The organism is Duganella sp. 3397 (assembly GCF_031456625.1).
Taxonomy (GTDB): domain Bacteria; phylum Pseudomonadota; class Gammaproteobacteria; order Burkholderiales; family Burkholderiaceae_D; genus Rugamonas; species Rugamonas phyllosphaerae.
This window is the reverse complement of record NZ_JAVDVB010000005.1, coordinates 124,526-145,898: the sequence shown is the minus strand read 5'-3', so window position 1 is coordinate 145,898 and position 21,373 is coordinate 124,526. Positions and strand designations below refer to the sequence as shown.

Sequence of the window (21,373 nt, the reverse complement as noted above, 5' to 3'; positions counted from 1 at the left end):
CGTTAATGTTCCGGCACGCGGTTGACCAGCTCTTCCCCACGCTCGAAAGCGGTAATGCTCTCGATGGTGGTGCGCATGATCTGGCCGATCGCTTCCACCGTGAAAAAGGCCTGGTGGCCGGTGACGATAACGTTGGGGAACGACACCAGGCGCTGGATCACGTCGTCGCAGATGATGGTCGATGATAAATCCTGGAAGAACAGGTTCGCTTCCTGTTCGTAGACGTCGATCGCCAGGCCGCCCAGCTGGCCCGTCTTGAGGGCCTCGATGGCGGCGTCGGTGTCGATCAGGCCGCCACGGCTGGTGTTGACCAGCACGCTACCGCGCTTGGCACGCGCCAGTGACTGCGCATTGACGATGTGGCGCGTGTCGTCGGTCAGCGGGCAATGCAGCGACACCACGTCGCTGCAAGCGAGCAGCTCATCCACTTCCACGTAACACCCGCCCAGTGCCTCGAACGCCGCCGACGGGTAGCGGTCGTGACCTAGCACCGTGCAGCCGAAGCCGGCCATGATGCGGGCGAAAATGGTGCCGATCTTGCCGGTGCCGATCACACCCACGGTCTTGCCGTGCAAATCGAAACCCATCAGGCCGTCGAGGTCGAAATTGCCGTCGCGCGTGCGCGCGCTGGCGCGGGCGATCTTGCGGTTGACCGCCAGCAGCAGGCCCACCGCGAACTCGGCCACCGAATGCGGCGAATAATCGGTCACCCGCACCACCGCGATGCCGAGTCGCGCGGCCGCTTGCGTGTCGATCTGGTTGTAGCCGGTGGAACGGGTGGCCACCAGCCGCGAGCCTTGCGCGGCCAGCAGCGCCAGTACTTCGGCGTCCACCGTGTCGTTGACGAACACGCAGACGGCGCCGCAGCCTTCGGCCAGCGCAGCCGTGGCGGCGGTCAGGCGGTCTTCCAGGAAGCGCAGCGTGTGGCCGGCTTGCTCGTTGGCTTTCACCAGCAGTGACTTGTCGTAGCGCCGCGCGCTATATACCGCAACTTTCATGGTCTCTCCCGTCAATTGTGCTGTCTCGGGACCATGGTAGCCGGTGATGACAATAAAGTCATTGCCAGTGGCTAGGGCATATTGACCACTGCCCGCTCAGCGCGGCAAGGCGCAGCGCGCGGCGCGTGGCGTCACGGCTACCGAAGACGAACCGGCGCGCAGCTTGAACGCGCTGACCACCTGCGCCAGCTGCTGCGACTGGCTTTGCATGGCTGCGGCAGCGGCAGCCGATTGCTCGACCAGCGCGGCGTTCTGCTGGGTAACGTCGTCCATCTCGGTGACGGCCTGGTTGATCTGCTCGAGGCCGGCGTGCTGTTCGACGCTGGCGGCGGTGATCTCGGAGACGATGTCGGTCACGCGGCGCACGCTATCGACCAGCTCGGTCATGGTGTCGCCGGCCTGGTTCACCAGCGCGCTGCCGCTGGCCACGGTGCTCGACGAGACGTCGATCAGGCCCTTGATTTCCCTGGCGGCGGCAGCTGAGCGCTGCGCCAGGTTGCGCACTTCGGTGGCCACCACCGCGAAGCCCCGGCCCTGTTCACCGGCACGGGCCGCCTCGACGGCCGCGTTCAGCGCCAGGATGTTGGTCTGGAAGGCGATGCCGTCGATCACGCCGATGATGTCGCCGATCTTGTCCGACGACTGGTTGATCTGCTCCATGGTGGCCACCACCCGGGTAATGACGTCGCCGCCGCGATGGGCGATGAGCGAGGCTGATTCAGCCAGCTTGTGGGCCTGGCGCGCGTTGTCGGCGTTCTGCTTGACGGTGGACGTGAGTTCCTCCATCGACGAGGCGGTTTCTTCCAGCGAGCTGGCCTGCTGTTCGGTGCGGGCGGACAGGTCCATGCTGCCCGCCGCCACTTCGCTGGCGGACATGGCGATGTTGTCGGTACCGCTGCGCACCGTGCTCACGGTCTCGGCCAGGCCGTCGTTCATGCGCTTGAGCGCTTCGAGCAACTGGCCCATTTCGTCGCGGCTGTCGATTACGATCACGCTGGTTAGGTCGCCGGCGGCCACCGTGTTGGCCACCACCAGCGCGCGCGCGACCGGTCGGGTAATCGACACCGTCAGCACAAAAGCCAGCAGCGCACCGAGCGCCACGGCTGCCGCCGACAAGGCGATCATCAGGGTGCGGGTGGCTTGATAGGTGTGGTGGGCGTCCAGTCCGGCCTGTTTGGCGGCATTGTTCTGCGCCTTGAGCTTGGCGTTGACCAGGTCCTTGAGGTCGTTCAATACCGGGCGCAGCTGCTCGGACAGGTAGGCGCGGCTTTGCTCGGGCGTGCCGGTCTCGATCAGCTTGATCAGCGCGATCTGGCCCTGGATGTAGCGGCCATTCGCCACCTCGATGCGCGCCAGACCGGCGCGGTCCTGCGGCAGCGACACGCCGGTCAGCCTGGCGATCACCTTGCGCGAGCCATCCATGTTGGTCTCGATGACCTGGCGCTGGGTGGCACGGTCGGTGTCCTTGTCGGTCAACATCATGTTGCGCAGGGCGATGGCGATATTGTTGACGTTGTCGATCAGGTCGTTCGCCATCTCCAGTTCGGCGATATTGACCTCGACCAGGTCGGTCGTGTTCTGGTTGATTTTGCCCAGCATGTGAACGCTGGTGCCCGAAATGAGCAACAGCAGCACGCCAAGCAGCGCTAGCGACAAGCTGAGCCGATTGCCGATATTGAGATTCTTAAAAAATTGCACGGTATTCCCCGATAACGATATGGGCGCCATGCTATCCCTGATGAAATTATTTTTCCATAAAGAAATACTATTGTGTTGTGGGTAATTCCTATTTTTGTTCGGCACCGCACAGGAAGCCGGATTTATGCTAAACATGAAACTGAGTTCATGCTAGTAAGTTGGGCACAGCCTGCTCAGGCACCTATATGCAGGGTCGTCGACAGGTGCGCGATCAGGGCCTGCACCTTGGGCGCATGCGCGCGGCTGCGCTGCCAGACTATGTGCAGCGGCAACCCTTGGGTGGTCAGCTGCGGCAATATCGCCACCAGCCGCCCCTCGGCGATCTGGCGTGCCACCAGCCAGGTCGCCAGCTGCGCCACGCCCAGGCCGGCCTCGACCGCTCCCACCAGCGCCTCGGCATTGCCCAGCACGGCGCGCCCGTGCATCGGCTGGCGCATCACCGGCCCCTGCCCCTGACGCAGCAGCCACGGCGAAGCGCTGCCGTCGGCGCGGCCGTACAGCACTGCCGCGTGATCGAGCAATTCTGCGCTGGTGGTCGGCGTGCCGTGCGCGGCAAGGTAAGACGGCGCGGCGCAGAAGATCAGTTCCTCGTGGCCCAGCGCACGGTGGTCGAGTGCTGCCGCCCAAGCATCCCCGGCAGCCCCTCCAATACGTACCGCCACGTCCACGCCCTCTTCCTCCAGGTCCACGAAGCGGTCTGTGAAGGAGACGTGCGGCATCACTTGCGGGTGCATGCCTGCAAACTGCAGCAGTGCCGGCCAGGCGCGCAGCCGGCCGAACGTGGCCGGCAAGTCCACCCGCAAGCGCCCGGACGGCACGGCGTCGTCGGCGGTCAGCACGCGCTCGGCCGCTTCCAGGTCTTCCAGCACCCGCACGCACACCTGGTGGTAGGCATGGCCGGCGTCGGTCAGGCGCAGGCGGCGCGTGCTGCGCTCGAACAGCCGGCTGCCCAGCCGTTCTTCAAGCCGGGCGATGGCTTTGCCCACTGCCGAGTTGGTCAGACTGAGGCGCTGGGCGGCGGCGGTAAAACTGCCGGCCTCTGCAACGGCAACAAAGGTGGCGATGCCTTTTAAGCGCTCGGTGGGGTGCACGGGAATATCTTTCTTGAATAGTGTGGAATTCTTGTCCAACAGTGGAATATTTTTCTCTTATATCATATCCCCCTGTTTATCATAAGAACAAGCCATGACTAATTCTTCTTCCAAGGCCTCGATTGCCATCCTGGCGATTGCCGCCTTCATCATCGTCACGACAGAATTTTTGATCGTCGGCCTGCTGCCAGCGCTGGCGCGCGACCTGAAGATTCCGGTCGCCAGCGCCGGCCAGCTGGTCACGCTGTTTGCCGTGGTGGTGATGGTGGCCGGACCGTTCCTGACCGCCGCCCTCGCCCACATCGACCGCAAGCGCCTGTTCATCGCCATCCTGGCGCTGTTTGCCGGCGCCAATGCGCTGGCGGCCGTAGCGCCGAATATCTGGGTGCTGGGCGTAGCGCGGCTGCTGCCGGCGCTGGCGCTGCCGGTATTCTGGGGCACGGCCAGCGACACGGCCGCGCAGATCGCCGGTCCCGGCAACAGCGGCCGCGCGGTGTCCACCGTGTATCTCGGGATTTCAGCGGCGATGTTGTTCGGCATTCCACTCGGCACGCTGGCGGCGGACGCCATCGGCTGGCGCGGCGCGTTCGCCTTGCTGGCGGCGCTGTCGGCCATCATTGCGGTGCTGATGTTGGTCAGTATGCCGGCCGTCAAATCGGCCGAAGCCGTGCCATTGCGCGCCCAGGCGGCCGTGCTCAAGCGCCCGTATTTCCTGGCCAACGTGGCGCTGTCGGTGCTGGTGTTTACCGCCATGTTTACCGGTTACACCTACCTGGCCGAGATGCTGGAAAAATCGGCCGGCATTGCGCCGGCGCTGGTGGGCTGGTGGCTGATGGGCTTTGGCGCCGTCGGGCTGGCCGGCAACTGGCTCGGCGGCCTGTGGGTGGACCGCAAGCCGCTGGCCACCACCGCCCTGTTTTGCGCGCTGTTGGCGCTGGGCATGGCGGCGACCACCGCGCTGGCCGGCCTGAGCCCGTGGTTTGCGCTCGCGCTCGGCGTGTGGGGTGTGGCCAACACGGCGCTGTACCCGATCTGCCAGATCCGCGTGATGAAGGCGGCCGAAGGCGCGCAGGCGCTCGCCGGCACCATCAATGTGTCGGCAGCCAATGGCGGCATTGCGGCAGGTGCTGCCATCGGCGGCTTGTGCATTGCCAACTGGGGCGTGGGCGCGGTGGGCTACGTGGCCGCTGCCCTGGCGCTGGCTGCGGCCTTGGTGTCGCCGCTGCTGGCATCGCTCCTCGACCGCACCACCTCGGCCGCCTTGCGGCCCGCCAAAGGCGCCTGATCGATGTTCAGGCAGCCGATCTGGCTGGCCGGCGCACCACGCGCAAGGGGTTGACCGGGCGCGTTTTGCGTGATGGGACCATTGCACCGTTGTCGCTTTCCTGCACGCGGCTGCGATTGGCCGGCACGGCCGCCATCAATGCATCCATGCGCTCGGCCGTATCGTCCCAGGAGCTGCGGCAGGCCACCGCGCGCATGTGCGCCGCCATGTCGGCCCGCTGGGCTGGCGTGAGCGCCAGCGCCGCCCGGCAGCAGGCGATGAACTCGCCGTGGTCGCGGCCGATGGCGACGACGTCGCCGTAGGGCTGCACCACGTCGGTGATCGCCGTGCTTACCACCGGCAATTCGGCGGCCATGTATTCGAGCACCTTGGTGGGGCTGATGAAGCGTGTAGCTTCGTTGAGTGCGAATGGCAGCAGGCACACGTCCCAGCCGGCCAGGAAATGCGGCAAGGCCTGGTACGACTGCTGGCCCAGGTAGTGGATATTGGGGCGCTGCGGCAGCGCGGCCGGGTCGATCTTGACCACCGGTCCCACCAGTACGATGTGCCATTCGGGGTGGGCGTCGGCCATGGCGGCAATCAGCGCGGTGTCGAAGCGCTCGTCGATCACACCATAAAAGCCCAGGCGCGGCCCGGAAATTGCCGCTTGCAGCCGGTGGCTGTTGCCGCGCTCGAGGGCCTGCTCGAAGTGCGCAGTATCGACGCTGCTTGGCAAGCAATGGACGCTGGCGTGACGGTGACGCTTGGCTTCATACAGGCTGGGGCCGCCGGTAAAGACCAGGTCGGCCAGCGCCAGCAAGGCGCTCTCGCGTTGCAGCAGCTGGCGTGGCGGGTTCTTGAACGCCGACAATTCGTCCATGCAGTCGTACACCACCAGCGACGGCTGCATGGTGGCCAGCAGTGGCAGCGCCATCGGCGTGTAGAACCACACGATCGGGTCCCCGCCGTCGGGCGCCAGCCGTTGCAGCAGGGTTTGCAGTACCGGGATCTGGTCGTCGTGGAACCCGGTTGCCTGCACCGGCGTGTGCGGCTGGCACACCGTGACATTGGGCGCCGGCTGGCTGGTGCGCAAGTGCGGCGGCCCGGCGTCGAACACCGGTTCCTCGACGAACAGGATGTTATGGTGCCGGGCAAGGCGGCTGAGCAGTTGCTGCGGGCGCTGGTAGACGAAGTCCCAGCGCAGGTGACAAAAGACGACGATGGTTTGCATGGTTCTCTCCCCTGGTAGTTATGGTGTGCCTGTCTCGGCAAGGTTGCGGGTGGCGGCGCTGATCTGTTCGAGCGGGATTTTCGGCATGCGATCGGCGTCGAGCAGGCCGTTGGTTTCCTGGAACGTGTCGGCGAACTGGGTATAGCAAAAGCCGCTGAACATCGCGGTCTCGTTGACCACCTGCAGCAGCTTGCGGTACAGCGCATGAAATGCTTCGGCGCTGTCGCTGCGGGTATAGCCCCAGGTGGGATGGCGCTGCGCGCTGGCGTCGTAGGCGATGCCGCCGAACTCGGTGAGCACGATCGGCTGGCCGCGGTGCGGAAAACCGTCGAGCGTGAGAATACGGCCACCCGGCCGGCGGCGGTCGAACAGGGTGTTCGATTGCTGGTCGGCCGCGTACCGGTCGCGCAGCTTGTGCGGGTCGCCGTCGTAGTCGTGGATGCCGAGGATATCGGTGGCCGAGGCCTCCCAGCCGTCGTTGCCGATTACCGGCCGGGTAGCGTCGAGCATGCGCGTGAGGTGGTACAAGGCTTCCACTGCATTGCGGTGGGCCTGCATGGCAGTGAGGTTGGGCACGCCCCACGATTCGTTGAACGGCACCCAGACGATCACGCACGGATGGCTGTAGTCGCGCTCGATCGCTTCGGTCCATTCGCGCACCAGGCGCGACATCGCCACCGGGCTGAAGGTGTAGGCCGACGGCATTTCCTCCCACACCAGCAAGCCCAGCCGGTCGGCCCAGTACAGGTAGCGCGGGTCTTCGATTTTCTGGTGCTTGCGCACGCCGTTGAAACCCATCGCCCGGGCCAGTTCCACGTCGTGGCGCAGCGCCTGGTCCGAGGGCGCGGTCATCAGGGTGTCGGCCCAGTAGCCCTGGTCCAGCACCAGGCGCAGCTGGTATGGCCGGCCATTGAGCATCAGGCGGTCGCGCGTGATCGAGACCGAACGCAGCGCGGTATACGAGCGCACGTGGTCGAGCACGATGTCGCCGCTGCGCAGCACCAGTTCGGCGTCGAGCAGGGTCGGATGCTCGGGACTCCACAGCAGCTCGTTGCGCGAATCGTCAACGCCGGGATCGGCAAGCGCGATCTTGCGCGAGGTCTCCTGCCCCACCAGGTGGTAGACGTCATCGGCCAGCAGCTTTTCGCCGTGCCACAGCCGCACCTCCACCGACAGGCCGCTGCGTTGCAGGCCGGCCGTAACCACCTCGCAACCGATCTCGAAGCCGTCGAAGATCGGCGTCCAGCGCAGCCGGTCGATATAGGTGTGGCCGACGTTTTCCAGCCACACGGTTTGCCAGATGCCGGTCGTGCGCGGATACCAGATCGAGTGCGGCGCCAGTTGCCAGTCCTGCTTGCCGCGCGGCTTGGCCAGGTCGGCCGGATCGTCCTCGGCCCGCACCACCAGCACTTGCGGGCCGTCTGCCACCAGGGCGTCGGTGATGTCTGCCGTAAATGGCGTGTGGCCGCCTTCGTGCTCGGCCACCAGCTGGTCGTTGACCCACACCCGGGCGGCGTAATCGACCGCGCCGAAGTGCAGCAGCACCCGTTGGCCCAGGACGATATGGTCGAGCGTACGGCGGTACCACACGCACGGATGAAAGCCGGGGTCGCCGATGCCGCTGGCCGGCGCTTCGGGTGCGAACGGGACCACGATGTGGCGGGTCCATGCAATGGCATCGCGGGCGCAGCGGTGGCGGCGCTCGTCGTCGAAGGCGAACTCCCACGCGCCGTTGAGCGAGGTCCAGTCGTCACGCACCAGTTGCGGACGTGGATAGGCAAACAGGCTGGCGGCCGATGTTGGCGGGCTCGTTGGCGGAATCGTTGGCGGACTCGTTGGCGGATTCATCTTGGTTCTCGAGGGAAATGATGGCGGGAAACAGGAAACCATGAAAAAAATGGTAGCAATGAACGCCAGTTTCCAGCGGCATCAGCGACCCGGAGCTCAGTAGGACTGTGCCTACCGCGCGACGTGGGCCAGCGCACGGAACCGCTCCGCCCAATCTGCGATGCTGGAGGTTCTGTACTTTCCCTTACCGGTCCACCACTACAAGGAGTTAGCCATGAGTAGCACAGCCAAACCACGCGACGCCGTCGCCTTGCTCAAGCAGGATCATGACGAAGTGAAAGCGATGTTCAAGCAGTACGAGGAACTGGGTGACCGCGCGTTTGCCAGCAAGCAAAAGCTCGCAGAAAAGATCTGCCTGGAATTGACCAAGCACGCGATAGCCGAAGAGGAAATCTTTTACCCGGCCGTGCGCGAGGACGTCGACGATGCCGACGACCTGGTCGATGAAGCGACGGTGGAACACGCGTCCGCCAAGGACCTGATTGCGCAAATCCACGCCATGGATCCGCACGACGACCTGTACGACGCCAAAGTGAAAGTGCTGGGCGAATACATCGACCACCACGTCAAGGAAGAGGAAGAGGAAATGTTCCCGATGGCGAAAAAGGCCGGCATCGACCTGGTGGCCCTGGGCGAACAAATCCAGGCCCGCAAGGACGAGATCGACGAGATCCCGCCCGCCATGATCCCGCCGCTGTCGATGGAAGGCAGCCGCCCTTCGCTGTAAGTTGTTTCAGGCCGGCAGCTGGCGCGGGGCCTTGGTGGCCGCGCGCTGCGGCCGGTGCGCCTGCGCGCACAGCGCGACGCCGCCGAGCAGCAACAGCAGCGCCGCGCCCTCGGCCATCGTGGGCCAGCGCTGCTCCCACATAAAACCGTACAGCACCGCAAACACGGTCTCGAACACGATCAACTGTCCCGTCATGGTCAACGGCAGCGTGCGGCTGGCAACGTTCCACAGGCCGTTGCCGATCACCGAGCACAGCACCGCCACCCCAGTGACGATGCCGACAAACATCAGCCAGCCCGACGTGCCATGTTCGACGCCCGGCCCGGCCAGCACGAACGCCGGCACTGCCAGCAGCAGCGCCAGCGCGCCGGTGACCAGACCGGTCAGCAAGCTCCATTCGTGCGCGGACACATGCTGCAAACGTCCCAGCCAGCGACTGTTGGCCACCACGTAAGTGGTCCACGACAGCAACGCGCCCAGCGCGCACAGCAGGCCCAGCGTCGATTGGCTGCCCGGTGCGGCCAGCGCTTCCCAGCTGATGCACAGCAATCCCGCCATGCTCAGCGCCAGCGAAGGCAGCAGGCGCCGCAGCGGCACCGCGTGGCGGTCGCGCGCGCCCACCACCGTCACGATCACCGGCAGCAGCCCGATCACCAGCGACGTCATGGCCACGCCGCCGGCCTGCACCGCCTTGGCCAGCAGCACGTAATAGACCAGGTTGCCGGTGAGCGCCAGCCATACCAGGCCGCGCCATTCGCGCCACGCCAGGCGGCCAAGCAGGCGGCGCCAGCCTGGTCCGATCAGCAGCGCCGCCACCAGCCCGTAGGCCAGGTAGCGGCCGGCCGACAATTGCATCGGCGTGAAGCCAGGTGTGAGCTCGGGCGCCAGGAACACCAGTCCCCACAGGGCACAAGCGAGCACGCCGGCGGCTATACCGAGTCGATGATTGTTGAGTAGCATGGAGATCCTCCCGAAAGAGTTGATTCTCCGTGCTGGCGTGATGAAAAGCTTGGCGCTGGCTACTGCTTTGTTGACGCCAGCTCCTGGCGACTGCGACGATAGGCGGCGGGCGTGGTATCGAGATGCGTGCGCATGGCGCGGGTGAGCGCGCTCTGCTCGGAAAAGCCGCATGCCAGCGCCACCTCGGCAATCGGCCGGCTGCCTTCGGCCAGCAGCGTGCACGCCAGGTCCAGGCGCTGGCGCAGCAGCCACAGGTGCGGGCTGGACTCGAGCTCTTCGCGGAACAGCGCGTGCAGGCGGCTGGTGCTCAGGCGCGCCGTGGCCGCCATCGACTCCGTGGTCCACGCCGCGCCGGGATTGGCCGCCACCTGCGCCAGCAAGGCCGACAGGCGTGAGCGCGCGCGCGGCACACCGAGCGCCAGGGTGTCGAGCAATAGCGGCGTCCAGCCGCGCAACATGGCCGGCTGCACGGCCTGCTGCTCGGCCATCAGGTACATGAATTCGATCAGCTTGCGCGCGGCGGGGCCGATCGCCGCGAACGGCCGCTCCAGCAGCAACTGGCGGCCCGGCTCTTCCAGTTCGGCCTGGTCGAAATCGAGGATGACCGAGCGGTTGTCGGTATCGCTGCGCTGGGCATGCCAGGCGCCAGCTACCACCACCGCGCCATGCAGCGGATCGAGCCTGGCCTGGCGACCCAGCACCTCGACCTCCACCACGCCAGCGACCGGCAACACCAGTTGCGCAAACGCGTGGCGATCGGCGCCCCAGCGCTGGCCGTAGCTGCGCAGATCGATATCGACAAAGGAAGGGACGAGCGCGGACATGGCAAACGGACAGGATGTGTAACGGCCGAGTCTAGCACGACGCTGCGTTCGTCGCAGCCGGTGACGGCCCGGGTGCGCTATCTTGCAGCACGTCGCATACGTCGGTGGTTGCGGTAGGGACGGCCCTACAATGGCCCGACTTCCACTCCTGGACGCAACATGAAACGCACACTGATCGGATTTGGCCTGGCTGGCATGTTGCTGTTCGCACTGGCCTGGTTGCTTTCGTTTGCCCAGCCGCAGTTGGTGGCGGCGGGACTGAACCAGGCGATCGCGCTGCAGGTTGAGCGCCAGATCGGCCAACACGCAGCCGCCCTGCCCCATCCTGAACAGGCGCAAAGAGCGGAGAGCGCAACTAAAGCGGCGGCGCGCGGCGCCTACGATGCGTGGCGCCGGATGGCGCCGCCTGCGGTGCAGGACAAGCTGGCCGCTAAAGTGGATACCGTGCGCGCCAAAGTCACCGCCAAGCTGCTGCGCGAGTGGCGCATCTTTACCGCCTGCAATGCGCTGGCGTTTGCTGTGCTGGCGTTGACTGCCGCCCTGCGTGGCCGCAACGCCCTGCAATTGCTGCTGCCGGCCGTGACCCTGACGCTGGCGGTCGCCATCACGGCTGGCCTGTACCTGTTCAACCAGAACTGGCTGCACACAGTCGTATTCAACCAGTACACGAGCTGGGCGTATGGCGGCTATCTGCTGGCAACGGCGCTGTGGATGGCAGATATCCTGCTGAACCGCGCCCGGGTAACCACCCAACTGGTGAGCGGTACGCTAGACAGGGTGGGGGCGGTGATTTCGCCGTGAGCACACACTGATGTTTGCGGACTGCAGGCAGCACTGCCACGTTAGCTGGCCATGGTATCTTGATGAGTTACCCTCATCGCGGAGCTTCCCATGCCTGCCCTCGACCCTCGAATCGATACCTACATCGCCAACTCGGCCGCGTTTGCCCAGCCCATCCTGCTCCATCTGCGCGCGGTGGTGCACCAGGCTTGTCCGGACGTGGCGGAAACCATCAAGTGGAGCAAGCCGTTCTTCCTGTACCGGGGCATGTTGTGCCACATGGCGGCGTTCAAGGCGCACTGCATATTCGGCTTCTGGCAGGGCGAAGAGTTGCTGGCGCCTGCCGATAACAAGGCTGGCGAGGCGATGGGTCATTTCGGGCGCCTGACCGCCGTGGCCGACTTGCCAGCGGTGGACGTGCTGGAAAGTTATATCTGGCAGGCGATGGCGCTCAATGCTCAGAAATAAGCCGGCGAAAAAAAACCCGCCGAAGCGGGTTTTTTCACATCCTTGGCGGAGAGGGTGGGATTCGAACCCACGGATAGGTTGCCCCATCGCTTGATTTCGAGTCAAGTACATTCGACCACTCTGCCACCTCTCCTTTCCGCTGTTCCCAGCGGAGGCAGGATCATAGCAGGCCGCCGTCGAAAACGGAAGAGCCAACCACACCTGCCGGTGCAAACTTTTTGCAAACTGTTTATCCTGATTTTGGCCGCAGAAAAGAAAAAACCCGCCGAAGCGGGTTCTCTCACATCTTTGGCGGAGAGGGTGGGATTCGAACCCACGGATGGGTTGCCCCATCGCTTGATTTCGAGTCAAGTACATTCGACCACTCTGCCACCTCTCCTTTTCTTGCCGCTGACACTGACGTGTTGCTGCGAGAAGGCAAGATTATAGCAGGCCTTGCGGAAAATGGAAGGCCTTTTTTAAGCAGCCTTCAGGTGGGTCAGGCCGCCCATGTACGGACGCAGCACGGCCGGAATCTCGACGCTGCCATCGGCTTGCTGGTAGTTTTCCAGCACCGCCACCAAGGTGCGGCCCACGGCCAGGCCGGAGCCGTTGAGGGTGTGTACCATTTCCGGCTTGCCCTGGGCATTGCGGAAACGGGCCTGCATGCGGCGTGCCTGGAACGCTTCGCAGTTCGACAGCGACGAAATTTCGCGGTAGGTGTTCTGCGCCGGCAGCCACACTTCCAGGTCGAAGGTCTTGGTGGCGCCAAAGCCCATGTCGCCGGTGCACAGCGACATTACGCGGTATGGCAGGCCCAGGCGTTGCAAGATGGTTTCGGCGTGGCCGACCATTTCGTCGAGCACCGCGTACGACGTGTCGGGATGGACCACCTGCACCATTTCCACCTTGTCGAACTGGTGCTGGCGGATCATGCCGCGCGTGTCGCGGCCGTAGCTGCCCGCTTCCGAGCGGAAGCATGGCGTGTGGGCGGTCATCTTCATCGGCAGCGCGTCGGCAGCGAGGATTTCGTCGCGGGCCAGGTTGGTCAGCGTGACTTCCGAGGTCGGGATCAGGTAGAAATTCTCGCCCTCGCCTTCGGCGCCGCCTTTTTTCACCGAGAACAGGTCGGCCTCGAACTTGGGCAGCTGGCCGGTGCCGCGCAGCGAATCAGCGTTGACCATGTACGGCGTGTAGCACTCGGTGTAGCCGTGCTCGTCGGTGTGGGTGTTGAGCATGAACTGCGCCAGCGCGCGGTGCAGGCGCGCAATGCCGCCCTTCATCACCGAGAAGCGCGAACCGGTCAGCTTGGTGGCGACGTCGAAGTCGAGGCCCAGCGGCGCGCCGACATCGACATGGTCTTTCACGGCGAACTCGAAGGTGCGTGGCGTGCCGACCTTGCGTACTTCCACGTTGCCCGACTCGTCGGTGCCTTGTGGTACGGACTCGTGCGGCAGATTCGGGATCGCCTGCATGAAGTCGCTGATCCTGGCCTGCACCGAAGACAGCGCGATTTCGTTGGCCTTGAGTTCATCGCCGAGGCCCGAGACTTCGGCCATCAGCGCGGTGGTGTCCTCGCCCTTGCCCTTCATCATGCCGATCAGCTTGGACTGCGAATTGCGCTTGCCCTGCAGTTCCTCGGTGCGCGTCTGGATCGCCTTGCGTTCCGACTCGAGCGCGTTGAACGCGTCCACATCGAGCAGGTACTTGCGGGTGGCCAGTCGCGCGGCGACGTTGGCGATGTCTTTACGGAGGAGTTGGATATCAATCATGGGAGCGCATTGCCGTTGTATCGAAAACGTCAATTGTACCAAGAGGAAGTCCGTTCCCAGCGAGTTTTACGCAGCCCGCCGGCAGCGCCTGGCCGGGCCTTCGTTACAGCGCGGCTTTTTCGGCGGCGCTCAAGCGTTTGGCGGCCACGACCACCACTGGCATCTTGGCGTGATGGACCACCATCTGGGTGACCGGGGCGCTCATCGCCAGGCGGGTGGCGTCGGCGTCGGCGGCGCTGGCCAGGCTGGTGGCGCCGGCGATGACGGCGGCGGCGAGGAAGATGCTTTCCATGTGTTTGGCGATGTTCATGATGCGCTCCTTGGGGTGGGTGGCTACAAGTTGTCCTGCGATGGATGTACTGTAGCTAAAGGGCGTATGGCTTGCGCGGCAGATGCGATGAAGCGCGGTAAACGGCGGCTGGAATGCAAAAAACCGGTGCCGATATAGCCGGACGCGGCGCTTTGGAGGGGACTTGCCGGAGGAGGGCCGCTGGCGGGCCGCTGGCAAGCCGCTGGTGAGCCGCTGGCAAGCCGCTGGCGAGCTTGCAGGATTTCAACTACGCAACTAATCGTGCGCCATATCGTGAATGAAATGTGTACGATGAATCAACAACAAGCCTATCGGAGAATAACTTGAAAACACAATTCCTGAAAATGGGCGCCATGGGCGCATTGATGGCACTCGCTGCCGGTTGCTCGACCATGAGCGGTCCACCGGAAAACGAAGCGCCGCCACCGGTCAATCCGTCGTTCGCTGGCGAGATGGCCAAGTTCAACGCCCAGTTCCCTAGCGACAAGGCGACCAAGTACGAAGAAGTGTCGCTGAACTATAACAACACCCACAAGCTCGACGATCGCGGCAATTGCCACGACATGTCCAAGTACCCGGTCACCATCATCCTGACCCTGGACAGCGCTGGTAAAGTCGTCAAGAGCACCACCGACGTCGACAACAAGAAGGCCGAATGCTTCCGCAAGGCCTATGCCGACGTGCAACTGCCGGCGCCACCGTTCGCTCCTTACACCAAGCCGATCCGCCTGCGCTGATCGTCTATATTTAATGCTTTAATTTTCAAGCCGCCCCATTGTCATCCGGGGCGGCCTGATCTTCAGTAACCACGACCTCCCCTTCCCCTTCTTCTTTCGGCGCCGCCTCGGCCACGCCATCGAGCCAGTCCAGCACCACCTGGTTGAACCGCTCCGGTTGACTCACCATCGGCCAGTGCCCGGTATCGAACGCCACCACCTTGCACCCTTTTCTCGCCGCCAGCATCTCGGTCCACGGCCCGGAATGGAACATGAACGGCTTGCGGATGCCGTAGATGAACAACATCGGCACGCGCGGCTTGAACGGCACCAGCGCCCGGTACGAACCGATATTGCCGGCCGTGAGGATGTAATACGGATAGTTCATGCCAGAGTAAATGTGTGCGCGCGGCGACGGCACTTTCATGATGCTGGCCATGGCACGCGTGACGACATTGCCGATCACGCCGCCAATCGCCCAGCCCAGCGCCAGCACATTCTGGTAGCCGTTGAGCATCATGCGCTGCCCCATCGAGCGCGAACGCAGCGTGGTTTCGGAATTGGCGTCGCCGATATCGACGCCGACGATGCGCGACACCAGGACTCGGTTACGCATGTAAAACTCGTAGCCGAACACGCAGCCCCAGTCGTGCGCCATCAGGATCACCGGCTGCTTGCGGCTGACGCTGTTGACGATGTGCAGCAGGATGCGCATGGTGGCGTCCAGCGTGTACGAGCGGCGCTGCCTGGTATTGTCGAAGCCGGGCAAGGTAAAGCGCACGCAGCGGTAGCGATGCCTGAGCGCAGCCACCTGGGATTCCCACAGCCGATACGTATCGGGCCAGCCGTGGATCATCACGATGGTCTCGGCGTGCTCGTCTTCCTCGGGCCCATCGATGTAGATGTCGATGCCATCGACTACCAGCTGTTGCATGGGATTCCTCTAGCTAGGTGTCAGGTTTTTCCGGCGTCGGCATCGAGCTGGCGCAGGAATGCCAACTTCTCGGCAATCTTGCTCTCCAACCCACGCGGCACCGGCTGGTACCAGCCCGGCTCGCGCATATCGTCCGGAAAGTAAGTTTCGCCGGCGGCGTAGGCGTTCGGTTCGTCGTGGGCGTAGCGGTACTCGTGGCCGTAGCCGAGTTCTTTCATCAGCTTGGTCGGGGCGTTGCGCAGGTGCACCGGTACTTCGCGGCTCTTGTCGGTTTTGACGAACGCCCTGGCCTGGTTGTAGGCATTGTAGCCGGCGTTGCTCTTGGCGGCGATGGCCAGGTAGATCACGGCCTGGCCCAGCGCCAGTTCGCCTTCCGGCGAGCCCAGGCGCTCGAACGTGGTGGCAGCGTCGTTGGCGATCTGCATGGCGCGCGGGTCGGCCAGGCCGATGTCTTCCCACGCCATGCGCACGATACGGCGCGACAGGTAGCGCGCATCGGCGCCGCCATCGAGCATGCGGGTGAGCCAGTACAGTGCCGCGTCCGGGTTCGAGCCGCGCACCGACTTGTGCAGCGCCGAGATCTGGTCGTAGAAATTGTCGCCGCCCTTGTCGAACCGGCGCGCGTTGAGCGTCAGCGCGTTTTCGATAAAGGCAGGCGTAATCTTGTTGGTCTTGGCGGCGTTGGCGGCGGTGCTGGTTTGTTCCAGCAGGTTGAGCAGGCGGCGGCCGTCGCCGTCGGCATAGCCGATCAGGGTGTCAAGCGCGGCCTCATCGAACTCCAGGTGCGACAGCACCTTCGCCCGCGCCTTGTCCCCCATCTCGCGCAGTTCGGTCTCGTCGAACGACTTGAGCACGTAGACTTGCGCGCGCGACAGCAGCGCCGAGTTCACTTCGAACGACGGGTTCTCGGTGGTGGCGCCGATCAGCGTGACCAGGCCCGATTCGGCGTACGGCAGCAGCGCGTCCTGTTGCGACTTGTTGAAGCGGTGGATCTCGTCCACGAACAGGATCGTGTGCTTGCCCAGCACCAGGTTCTGCTGGGCCTGTTCCATGGCGGCGCGGATATCCTTGACGCCCGAAAACACGGCCGACAAGGCGATGAATTCGCAGTCGAAGGCGTTGGCGGTCAGGCGCGCCAGCGTGGTCTTGCCCACGCCGGGCGGGCCCCACAGGATCATCGAATGGGGTTGGCCCGATTCGAAGGCGAGGCGCAGCGGCTTGCCGGGGCCCAGCAGGTGGCGCTGGCCGATGACTTCATCGAGCGTCTTGGGGCGCAGGGCTTCGGCCAGGGGTTGGCGCGGTTCGTTGGTGAAGAGGTCTGCCATGGTGTGGATTGGAGATTGCTGCAAAACTTTGGTCCGTCATTCCGCATCGGCGGACCGCCGCGAAAGCGGGAATCGATGCTGAGCGGACGACCACGCGGTCTATGGATTCCCGCCTGCGCGGGAATGACGGATTGAAGCGCGGAGGTAAATCAAGCGGTCCCGTTTTTAGCAAGCGAACTACTTAGTTTTTGAAAACGTCCGCGCCCTTGGGCATCACGAACTTGAAGCTGGTGGCGGTCAGCGCCGGGTTCTTCTCGATTTTCGACAGCGCCAATACCGACGTCTGCCCGAACGAATCTTTCAGCTCCATCGCCTCCGGCAAGCCGTTGCGCAGGCCGATGGTGATTTGCTCGAAGCTCGAATCCTTGGCTTTCGGTACAGCTTTGAGCCATTCGAGGCCGTCACGCGTACCCGCTTCCGACAGGGTAAAACTCTTTTCCAGGTCGTTGCTGCCGAACAGGATGGCCGCTGGCGACGAGCCGAGCGCGTCGCCGAGTTTCTTGGTCGTGACCTGGTTCAGGTCCTTGTCGAAGATGAACAGCTGCTCGCCGTCGGCCTGCAATACCTGTTCGTACGGCTTGGTGTAGGTCCAGATGAACTTGCCCGGGCGGGCGAACAAAAAGGTGCCGCTCGACGGTGGCGTGGGCTTGGACTTGGCGCTGCCCTCGCTTTTCACCTGGCGCTGGGTGAACTCGCCCTTGGCAGCCTTGGTGGTGGCCACGAAGGACTTGAACTGCTCCAGCGCGCTGGCGTGGACCGAGCCGGCCAACAGTACGCCGGCCATCGCCAGCAGGGCTGCGGGTTTGCTCAACGGCATCTTGAACTGCATCTTGAACTGCATCATATTGCTTTCCTTATTCTGCGCTGGCAGCGGGCACCAGGATGTCGCGGTTGCCGTTCGATTGCATGGCCGAAACCACGCCGCTATTTTCCATTTGTTCCAGCAAGCGCGCCGCGCGGTTGTAGCCGATGCGCAGGTGACGCTGCACCAGCGAAATCGACGCCCGGCGGTTCTTGAGCACCACCTGCACCGCCTGGTCGTACATCGGATCGGCTTCGCCGCCGGCATCGCCAGCTGCGCCGCCTTCGGCGCCGCCCTCGCCTTCCAGCGTGCCGCCCTCGAGGATGCCTTCGATGTAGTTCGGCTCACCGGTGGTTTTCAGGTGCGCCACCACGCGGTGCACCTCTTCGTCGGAGACGAACGCGCCGTGCACGCGCACCGGCAAGCCGGTACCGGGCGGCATGTACAACATGTCGCCCATGCCGAGCAGGGTTTCCGCGCCCATCTGGTCGAGAATGGTGCGCGAGTCGATCTTGGACGAAACCTGGAACGCGATCCGGGTCGGGATATTCGCCTTGATCAGGCCGGTAATCACGTCCACAGATGGGCGCTGGGTGGCCAGAATCAAGTGCAGGCCGGCCGCGCGCGCCTTTTGCGCGATGCGGGCGATCAGCTCTTCCACCTTCTTGCCGACCACCATCATCAGGTCGGCCAGCTCGTCGATGATGATGACGATGGTCGGCAGTTTTTCCAGCGGCTCCGGCGAATCGGGCGTCAGGCTGAACGGATTCGGGATGTGCTCTTCGCGCTTGTTCGCTTCCGCAATCTTGGCGTTGTAGCCAGCGAGGTTACGCACACCGAGCTTGGACATCAGCTTGTAGCGGCGCTCCATCTCGTTCACGGCCCAGTTGAGCGCGTGGCCGGCCTGGCGCATGTCGGTGACCACCGGCGCCAGCAGGTGCGGAATGCCTTCGTACACCGACATTTCGAGCATCTTCGGATCGATCAGGATCATGCGCACGTCGGCCGGGTCGGACTTGTACAGCAGCGACAAGATGGTGGCGTTGATACCGACCGATTTACCGGAGCCGGTGGTACCGGCGACCAGCAAGTGCGGCATCTTGGCCAGGTCGGCCACCACCGGCTTGCCGGCGATGTCCTTGCCCAGCGCCACGGTCAATGGCGACGGATTGTCGTTATAGACCTTGGAGCCGACGATCTCGGACAGGCGCACGATCTGGCGCTTGGCGTTGGGCAGTTCCAGCGCCATGAAATTCTTGCCCGGAATGGTTTCCACCACGCGGATGGACGTGAGCGACAGCGAGCGCGCCAGGTCGCGCGCCAGGCCGACGATCTGGCTGCCTTTGACGCCGGTGGCCGGCTCGATTTCGTAGCGGGTGACCACCGGCCCCGGATAAGCGGCCACGACTTTGGCATCCACGCCGAAGTCCGACAGTTTTTTCTCGATCAGGCGGCTGGTAAATTCCAGCGTTTCGACCGACACGGTTTCCTGCACCTCGGCCGCCTCGTCCAGCAGCGACAGGGTCGGCAGTTGCAGGTTGCCGTTGAGGTCCTGGAACAGGCTGGCCTGGCGCTCTTTTTCCACGCGCTCGGACTTGACCACGGTGACCACCTGCGGCTCGATCTTGACGATCGGTGTGGCCGCCGGGTGCTTTTCGACGTGCTTGGCGCGCTCGATGACGACGGTTTCCTCGCGCTTGACGGCAGCCACTTCGCCCTGGCGGCGGTCTTCGCGGTACTGGTAGCGCTGGATGAACCAGACGATGCCCGATTCGATGGCAAAACCGATACGCTCGGCCAGCGCCAGCCAGGAGACCTGGAAGAACAGGCTGAAACCCAGGCCGAACAGCAACAGCAGCAGCAAGGTGGCGCCGGTAAAACCGAACGCGACATGAGCCGAATGGCCGATCAGCTCGCCCAGCACGCCACCGGAGACGCGCGGCAATTCGGCGTGGCGCGTGAGCGAACCGAGTCGCAGGTATTCCAGCCCCACGCTGCCGATGAACAGCAGCACGAAGCCGATGCCACGTATCAGCGGCTCTTGCGCGTGCTCGGGCTCGGCCGGCTTGGTCATGACGAATTTTTGCGTGAGGCTGCGGTAGCCTTGCCACACGTAGCGCAGCACGCAGAACGCCCACCACCAGGCCGAGATGCCGAAGATATACAACAGCAGGTCGGACAGCCAGGCGCCGGCGCGGCCACCGAGGTTAGTCACCTTGGGCACCAGCGTTTCGTGCGACCAGCCGGGGTCGAGCTTGTTGTAGCTGGCCAGGATCAGCACGAAATACAGGCCGAGCACGGCCAGCGCCAGCCAGCGGGCTTCGGACAGCAGCTTGACCAGGCGATTGGGCAGCGGCTGGCGCTCGGTGGGCGTGCGTTTATAGCCGCCGCTGGACGCCGCGGTCGCGGCAGACGCGTTGCTGCCGGCGCCTGCGCCAGATTTGGAAGTGCGTTCCTGAACTTTTTTACTGCTCATAGGTATTAAGGTCTTGCAACGTTATCGCACAGGAAAGATTCAGAGACCGCTATTTTAAGGCATACGGACCACAACCGCCCCACGATTCATCCTGATCTTCTGCTTGCACTATAATCTTGTATTGCCTGCGTGAATGCAAGAGGCATCGCCCTTGCCTCCACCGCAGATGCCCCCAACTCCGAAGTACTCCAATCTACGAAGAAGCCCGCCATGACAACTGCCAAACACGCCCGCGTTCTGATCCTCGGCTCCGGCCCCGCCGGCTACAGCGCTGCCGTTTATGCCGCCCGCGCCAACCTGAACCCGATGCTGGTCACCGGCGTGGAACAAGGCGGTCAATTGATGACCACCACCGACGTCGAAAACTGGCCTGGCGATCCGATGGGTGTGCAAGGTCCGGACCTGATGCAGCGCCTGCTGCAGCACGCCGAGCGCTTCAAGACCGAGATCGTGTTCGACCACATCCACACGACCTTCCTGTCGGAAAAGCCGATCCGCCTGCTGGGCGACAGCCATGAATACACCTGCGACACCCTGATCATCGCCACCGGCGCCTCGGCCCAGTACCTGGGCCTGCCGACCGAGCAGGAATTCATGGGCCGTGGCGTATCGGCCTGCGCTACCTGCGACGGCTTCTTCTACCGCAACCAGGAAGTGGCCGTGATCGGCGGCGGCAACACCGCTGTCGAAGAAGCGCTGTACCTGTCGAACATCGCCACCAAGGTCACGCTGATCCACCGCCGTGACAAGTTCCGCGCCGAAGCCATCCTGATCGACCGCCTGAACGCCAAGGTTGCCGAAGGCAAGATCGAGATCAAGTACAACCACACCTTGCAGGAAGTGCTGGGCAACGAAGGCGGCGTGACCGGCCTGAAACTGCAGTCGACCGACGACGGCGCCGTCTCCGAGATCACCGTGCACGGCCTGTTCGTGGCGATCGGCCACAAGCCCAACACCGGCATCTTCGAAGGCCAGCTGGAAATGCACAACGGCTACATCAAGACCCGTTCGGGCACCGAAGGCATGGCCACCGCCACCACCGCCCCGGGCGTGTTTGCCGCCGGCGACGTGCAGGACCATATCTACCGCCAGGCGATTACCAGCGCCGGCACCGGTTGCATGGCCGCACTGGACGCCCAGCGCTACCTCGAAGCACAGGAGTAAGCATCT

19 protein-coding genes and 2 tRNA genes are annotated in these 21,373 nt (G+C 64.0%); 6 read left to right on the top strand and 15 right to left on the bottom strand.

The window, feature by feature from the left end:
* Positions 1–2: 2 nt before the first annotated feature.
* The 3 genes from J2X54_RS17110 to J2X54_RS17100 all read right to left on the bottom strand — a co-directional run bounded on the left by J2X54_RS17110 (position 3) and on the right by J2X54_RS17100 (position 3,826).
* Complete coding sequence (locus J2X54_RS17110; RefSeq protein ID WP_310182230.1) at positions 3–998, bottom strand: 2-hydroxyacid dehydrogenase; 996 nt, start codon at positions 996–998, stop codon at positions 3–5.
* A 96-nt stretch (positions 999–1,094) separates the two neighbouring features.
* Positions 1,095–2,696: a methyl-accepting chemotaxis protein gene (locus J2X54_RS17105; protein WP_310182229.1), complete on the bottom strand. Its 1,602-nt coding sequence runs from the start codon at positions 2,694–2,696 to the stop codon at positions 1,095–1,097.
* 173 nt (positions 2,697–2,869) lie between these two features.
* Positions 2,870–3,826 (bottom strand): LysR family transcriptional regulator, encoded by a 957-nt coding sequence (locus tag J2X54_RS17100; protein ID WP_404990929.1) that lies wholly within the window; start codon positions 3,824–3,826, stop codon positions 2,870–2,872.
* 55 nt (positions 3,827–3,881) lie between these two features.
* Between J2X54_RS17100 and J2X54_RS17095 the strand changes: the two genes are divergently transcribed.
* Positions 3,882–5,072 carry an MFS transporter gene (locus J2X54_RS17095; protein ID WP_310182228.1) on the top strand — a complete coding sequence of 397 codons (1,191 nt, stop codon included), beginning with the start codon at positions 3,882–3,884 and terminating at the stop codon, positions 5,070–5,072.
* 7 nt (positions 5,073–5,079) lie between these two features.
* Here J2X54_RS17095 and J2X54_RS17090 read toward each other — a convergent pair whose 3' ends face one another.
* Positions 5,080–6,282 carry a glycosyltransferase gene (locus J2X54_RS17090; RefSeq protein WP_310182226.1) on the bottom strand — a complete coding sequence of 401 codons (1,203 nt, stop codon included), beginning with the start codon at positions 6,280–6,282 and terminating at the stop codon, positions 5,080–5,082.
* An 18-nt stretch (positions 6,283–6,300) separates the two neighbouring features.
* Positions 6,301–8,130 carry a glycoside hydrolase family 2 TIM barrel-domain containing protein gene (locus J2X54_RS17085; RefSeq protein ID WP_310182225.1) on the bottom strand — a complete coding sequence of 610 codons (1,830 nt, stop codon included), beginning with the start codon at positions 8,128–8,130 and terminating at the stop codon, positions 6,301–6,303.
* A 214-nt stretch (positions 8,131–8,344) separates the two neighbouring features.
* On the opposite strand from J2X54_RS17085, the gene J2X54_RS17080 reads away from it, so the two are divergent.
* Positions 8,345–8,857 (top strand): hemerythrin domain-containing protein, encoded by a 513-nt coding sequence (locus J2X54_RS17080; protein WP_070251702.1) that lies wholly within the window; start codon positions 8,345–8,347, stop codon positions 8,855–8,857.
* Positions 8,858–8,863: 6 nt separating this feature from the next.
* On the opposite strand, the gene J2X54_RS17075 is transcribed toward J2X54_RS17080, so the two are convergent.
* Both J2X54_RS17075 and J2X54_RS17070 read right to left on the bottom strand, forming a co-directional pair.
* Entirely contained in the window at positions 8,864–9,817 is a 954-nt protein-coding gene (locus J2X54_RS17075) for a DMT family transporter (protein ID WP_310182224.1), read from the bottom strand.
* 59 nt (positions 9,818–9,876) lie between these two features.
* Entirely contained in the window at positions 9,877–10,641 is a 765-nt protein-coding gene (locus J2X54_RS17070; RefSeq protein ID WP_310182222.1) for an AraC family transcriptional regulator, read from the bottom strand.
* Between the two features lie 159 nt (positions 10,642–10,800).
* Here J2X54_RS17070 and J2X54_RS17065 point away from each other — a divergent pair, with 159 nt between their 5' ends.
* On the top strand, positions 10,801–11,442 hold the full coding sequence (locus tag J2X54_RS17065; protein ID WP_310182221.1) for a hypothetical protein: 642 nt from the start codon (positions 10,801–10,803) through the stop codon (positions 11,440–11,442).
* Between the two features lie 90 nt (positions 11,443–11,532).
* Positions 11,533–11,889 (top strand): DUF1801 domain-containing protein, encoded by a 357-nt coding sequence (locus tag J2X54_RS17060; protein ID WP_310182219.1) that lies wholly within the window; start codon positions 11,533–11,535, stop codon positions 11,887–11,889.
* A gap of 43 nt (positions 11,890–11,932) precedes the next feature.
* Here J2X54_RS17060 and J2X54_RS17055 read toward each other — a convergent pair.
* The 4 genes from J2X54_RS17055 to J2X54_RS17040 form a co-directional block, all read right to left on the bottom strand.
* Positions 11,933–12,022 (bottom strand) — tRNA-Ser (locus J2X54_RS17055).
* A 156-nt stretch (positions 12,023–12,178) separates the two neighbouring features.
* A tRNA-Ser gene (locus J2X54_RS17050) sits at positions 12,179–12,268 on the bottom strand.
* A 79-nt stretch (positions 12,269–12,347) separates the two neighbouring features.
* Positions 12,348–13,640, bottom strand: a complete 1,293-nt coding sequence (gene serS / locus J2X54_RS17045; RefSeq protein WP_070251697.1) for a serine--tRNA ligase — start codon at positions 13,638–13,640, stop codon at positions 12,348–12,350.
* A gap of 103 nt (positions 13,641–13,743) precedes the next feature.
* A complete protein-coding gene (locus tag J2X54_RS17040; RefSeq protein WP_310182217.1) occupies positions 13,744–13,950 on the bottom strand; it encodes a hypothetical protein in 207 nt (68 codons plus the stop codon).
* Positions 13,951–14,273: 323 nt separating this feature from the next.
* On the opposite strand from J2X54_RS17040, the gene J2X54_RS17035 reads away from it, so the two are divergent.
* Entirely contained in the window at positions 14,274–14,687 is a 414-nt protein-coding gene (locus J2X54_RS17035) for a hypothetical protein (RefSeq protein WP_310182216.1), read from the top strand.
* Positions 14,688–14,712: 25 nt separating this feature from the next.
* On the opposite strand, the gene J2X54_RS17030 is transcribed toward J2X54_RS17035, so the two are convergent.
* The 4 genes from J2X54_RS17030 to J2X54_RS17015 form a co-directional block, all read right to left on the bottom strand.
* Positions 14,713–15,600 (bottom strand): alpha/beta fold hydrolase, encoded by an 888-nt coding sequence (locus J2X54_RS17030; RefSeq protein WP_310182214.1) that lies wholly within the window; start codon positions 15,598–15,600, stop codon positions 14,713–14,715.
* A gap of 20 nt (positions 15,601–15,620) precedes the next feature.
* Entirely contained in the window at positions 15,621–16,925 is a 1,305-nt protein-coding gene (locus tag J2X54_RS17025) for a replication-associated recombination protein A (RefSeq protein WP_310182212.1), read from the bottom strand.
* A 181-nt stretch (positions 16,926–17,106) separates the two neighbouring features.
* Entirely contained in the window at positions 17,107–17,766 is a 660-nt protein-coding gene (gene lolA / locus J2X54_RS17020; RefSeq protein WP_404990932.1) for an outer membrane lipoprotein chaperone LolA, read from the bottom strand.
* A 13-nt stretch (positions 17,767–17,779) separates the two neighbouring features.
* Positions 17,780–20,203, bottom strand: coding sequence for a DNA translocase FtsK 4TM domain-containing protein (locus J2X54_RS17015; RefSeq protein WP_310182210.1), 2,424 nt, complete (start codon positions 20,201–20,203; stop codon positions 17,780–17,782).
* A 210-nt stretch (positions 20,204–20,413) separates the two neighbouring features.
* Here J2X54_RS17015 and trxB point away from each other — a divergent pair, with 210 nt between their 5' ends.
* Positions 20,414–21,367, top strand: coding sequence for a thioredoxin-disulfide reductase (gene trxB, locus J2X54_RS17010; RefSeq protein ID WP_070251691.1), 954 nt, complete (start codon positions 20,414–20,416; stop codon positions 21,365–21,367).
* Positions 21,368–21,373: the final 6 nt, after the last annotated feature.

Excerpts from the sequence above, each read along its gene's own strand:
- J2X54_RS17110 (WP_310182230.1), bottom strand. The coding sequence starts at position 998 with ATGAAAGTTGCGGTATATAGCGCGCGGCGCTACGACAAGTCACTGCTG.
- J2X54_RS17095 (WP_310182228.1), top strand. The coding sequence starts at position 3,882 with ATGACTAATTCTTCTTCCAAGGCCTCGATTGCCATCCTGGCGATTGCC.
- J2X54_RS17090 (WP_310182226.1), bottom strand. The coding sequence starts at position 6,282 with ATGCAAACCATCGTCGTCTTTTGTCACCTGCGCTGGGACTTCGTCTAC.
- J2X54_RS17085 (WP_310182225.1), bottom strand. The coding sequence starts at position 8,130 with ATGAATCCGCCAACGAGTCCGCCAACGATTCCGCCAACGAGCCCGCCA.
- J2X54_RS17080 (WP_070251702.1), top strand. The coding sequence starts at position 8,345 with ATGAGTAGCACAGCCAAACCACGCGACGCCGTCGCCTTGCTCAAGCAG.
- J2X54_RS17075 (WP_310182224.1), bottom strand. The coding sequence starts at position 9,817 with ATGCTACTCAACAATCATCGACTCGGTATAGCCGCCGGCGTGCTCGCT.
- J2X54_RS17070 (WP_310182222.1), bottom strand. The coding sequence starts at position 10,641 with ATGTCCGCGCTCGTCCCTTCCTTTGTCGATATCGATCTGCGCAGCTAC.
- J2X54_RS17065 (WP_310182221.1), top strand. The coding sequence starts at position 10,801 with ATGAAACGCACACTGATCGGATTTGGCCTGGCTGGCATGTTGCTGTTC.
- J2X54_RS17060 (WP_310182219.1), top strand. The coding sequence starts at position 11,533 with ATGCCTGCCCTCGACCCTCGAATCGATACCTACATCGCCAACTCGGCC.
- serS (WP_070251697.1), bottom strand. The coding sequence starts at position 13,640 with ATGATTGATATCCAACTCCTCCGTAAAGACATCGCCAACGTCGCCGCG.
- J2X54_RS17040 (WP_310182217.1), bottom strand. The coding sequence starts at position 13,950 with ATGAACATCGCCAAACACATGGAAAGCATCTTCCTCGCCGCCGCCGTC.
- J2X54_RS17030 (WP_310182214.1), bottom strand. The coding sequence starts at position 15,600 with ATGCAACAGCTGGTAGTCGATGGCATCGACATCTACATCGATGGGCCC.
- J2X54_RS17025 (WP_310182212.1), bottom strand. The coding sequence starts at position 16,925 with ATGGCAGACCTCTTCACCAACGAACCGCGCCAACCCCTGGCCGAAGCC.
- lolA (WP_404990932.1), bottom strand. The coding sequence starts at position 17,766 with ATGCAGTTCAAGATGCAGTTCAAGATGCCGTTGAGCAAACCCGCAGCC.
- J2X54_RS17015 (WP_310182210.1), bottom strand. The coding sequence starts at position 20,203 with ATGAGCAGTAAAAAAGTTCAGGAACGCACTTCCAAATCTGGCGCAGGC.
- trxB (WP_070251691.1), top strand. The coding sequence starts at position 20,414 with ATGACAACTGCCAAACACGCCCGCGTTCTGATCCTCGGCTCCGGCCCC.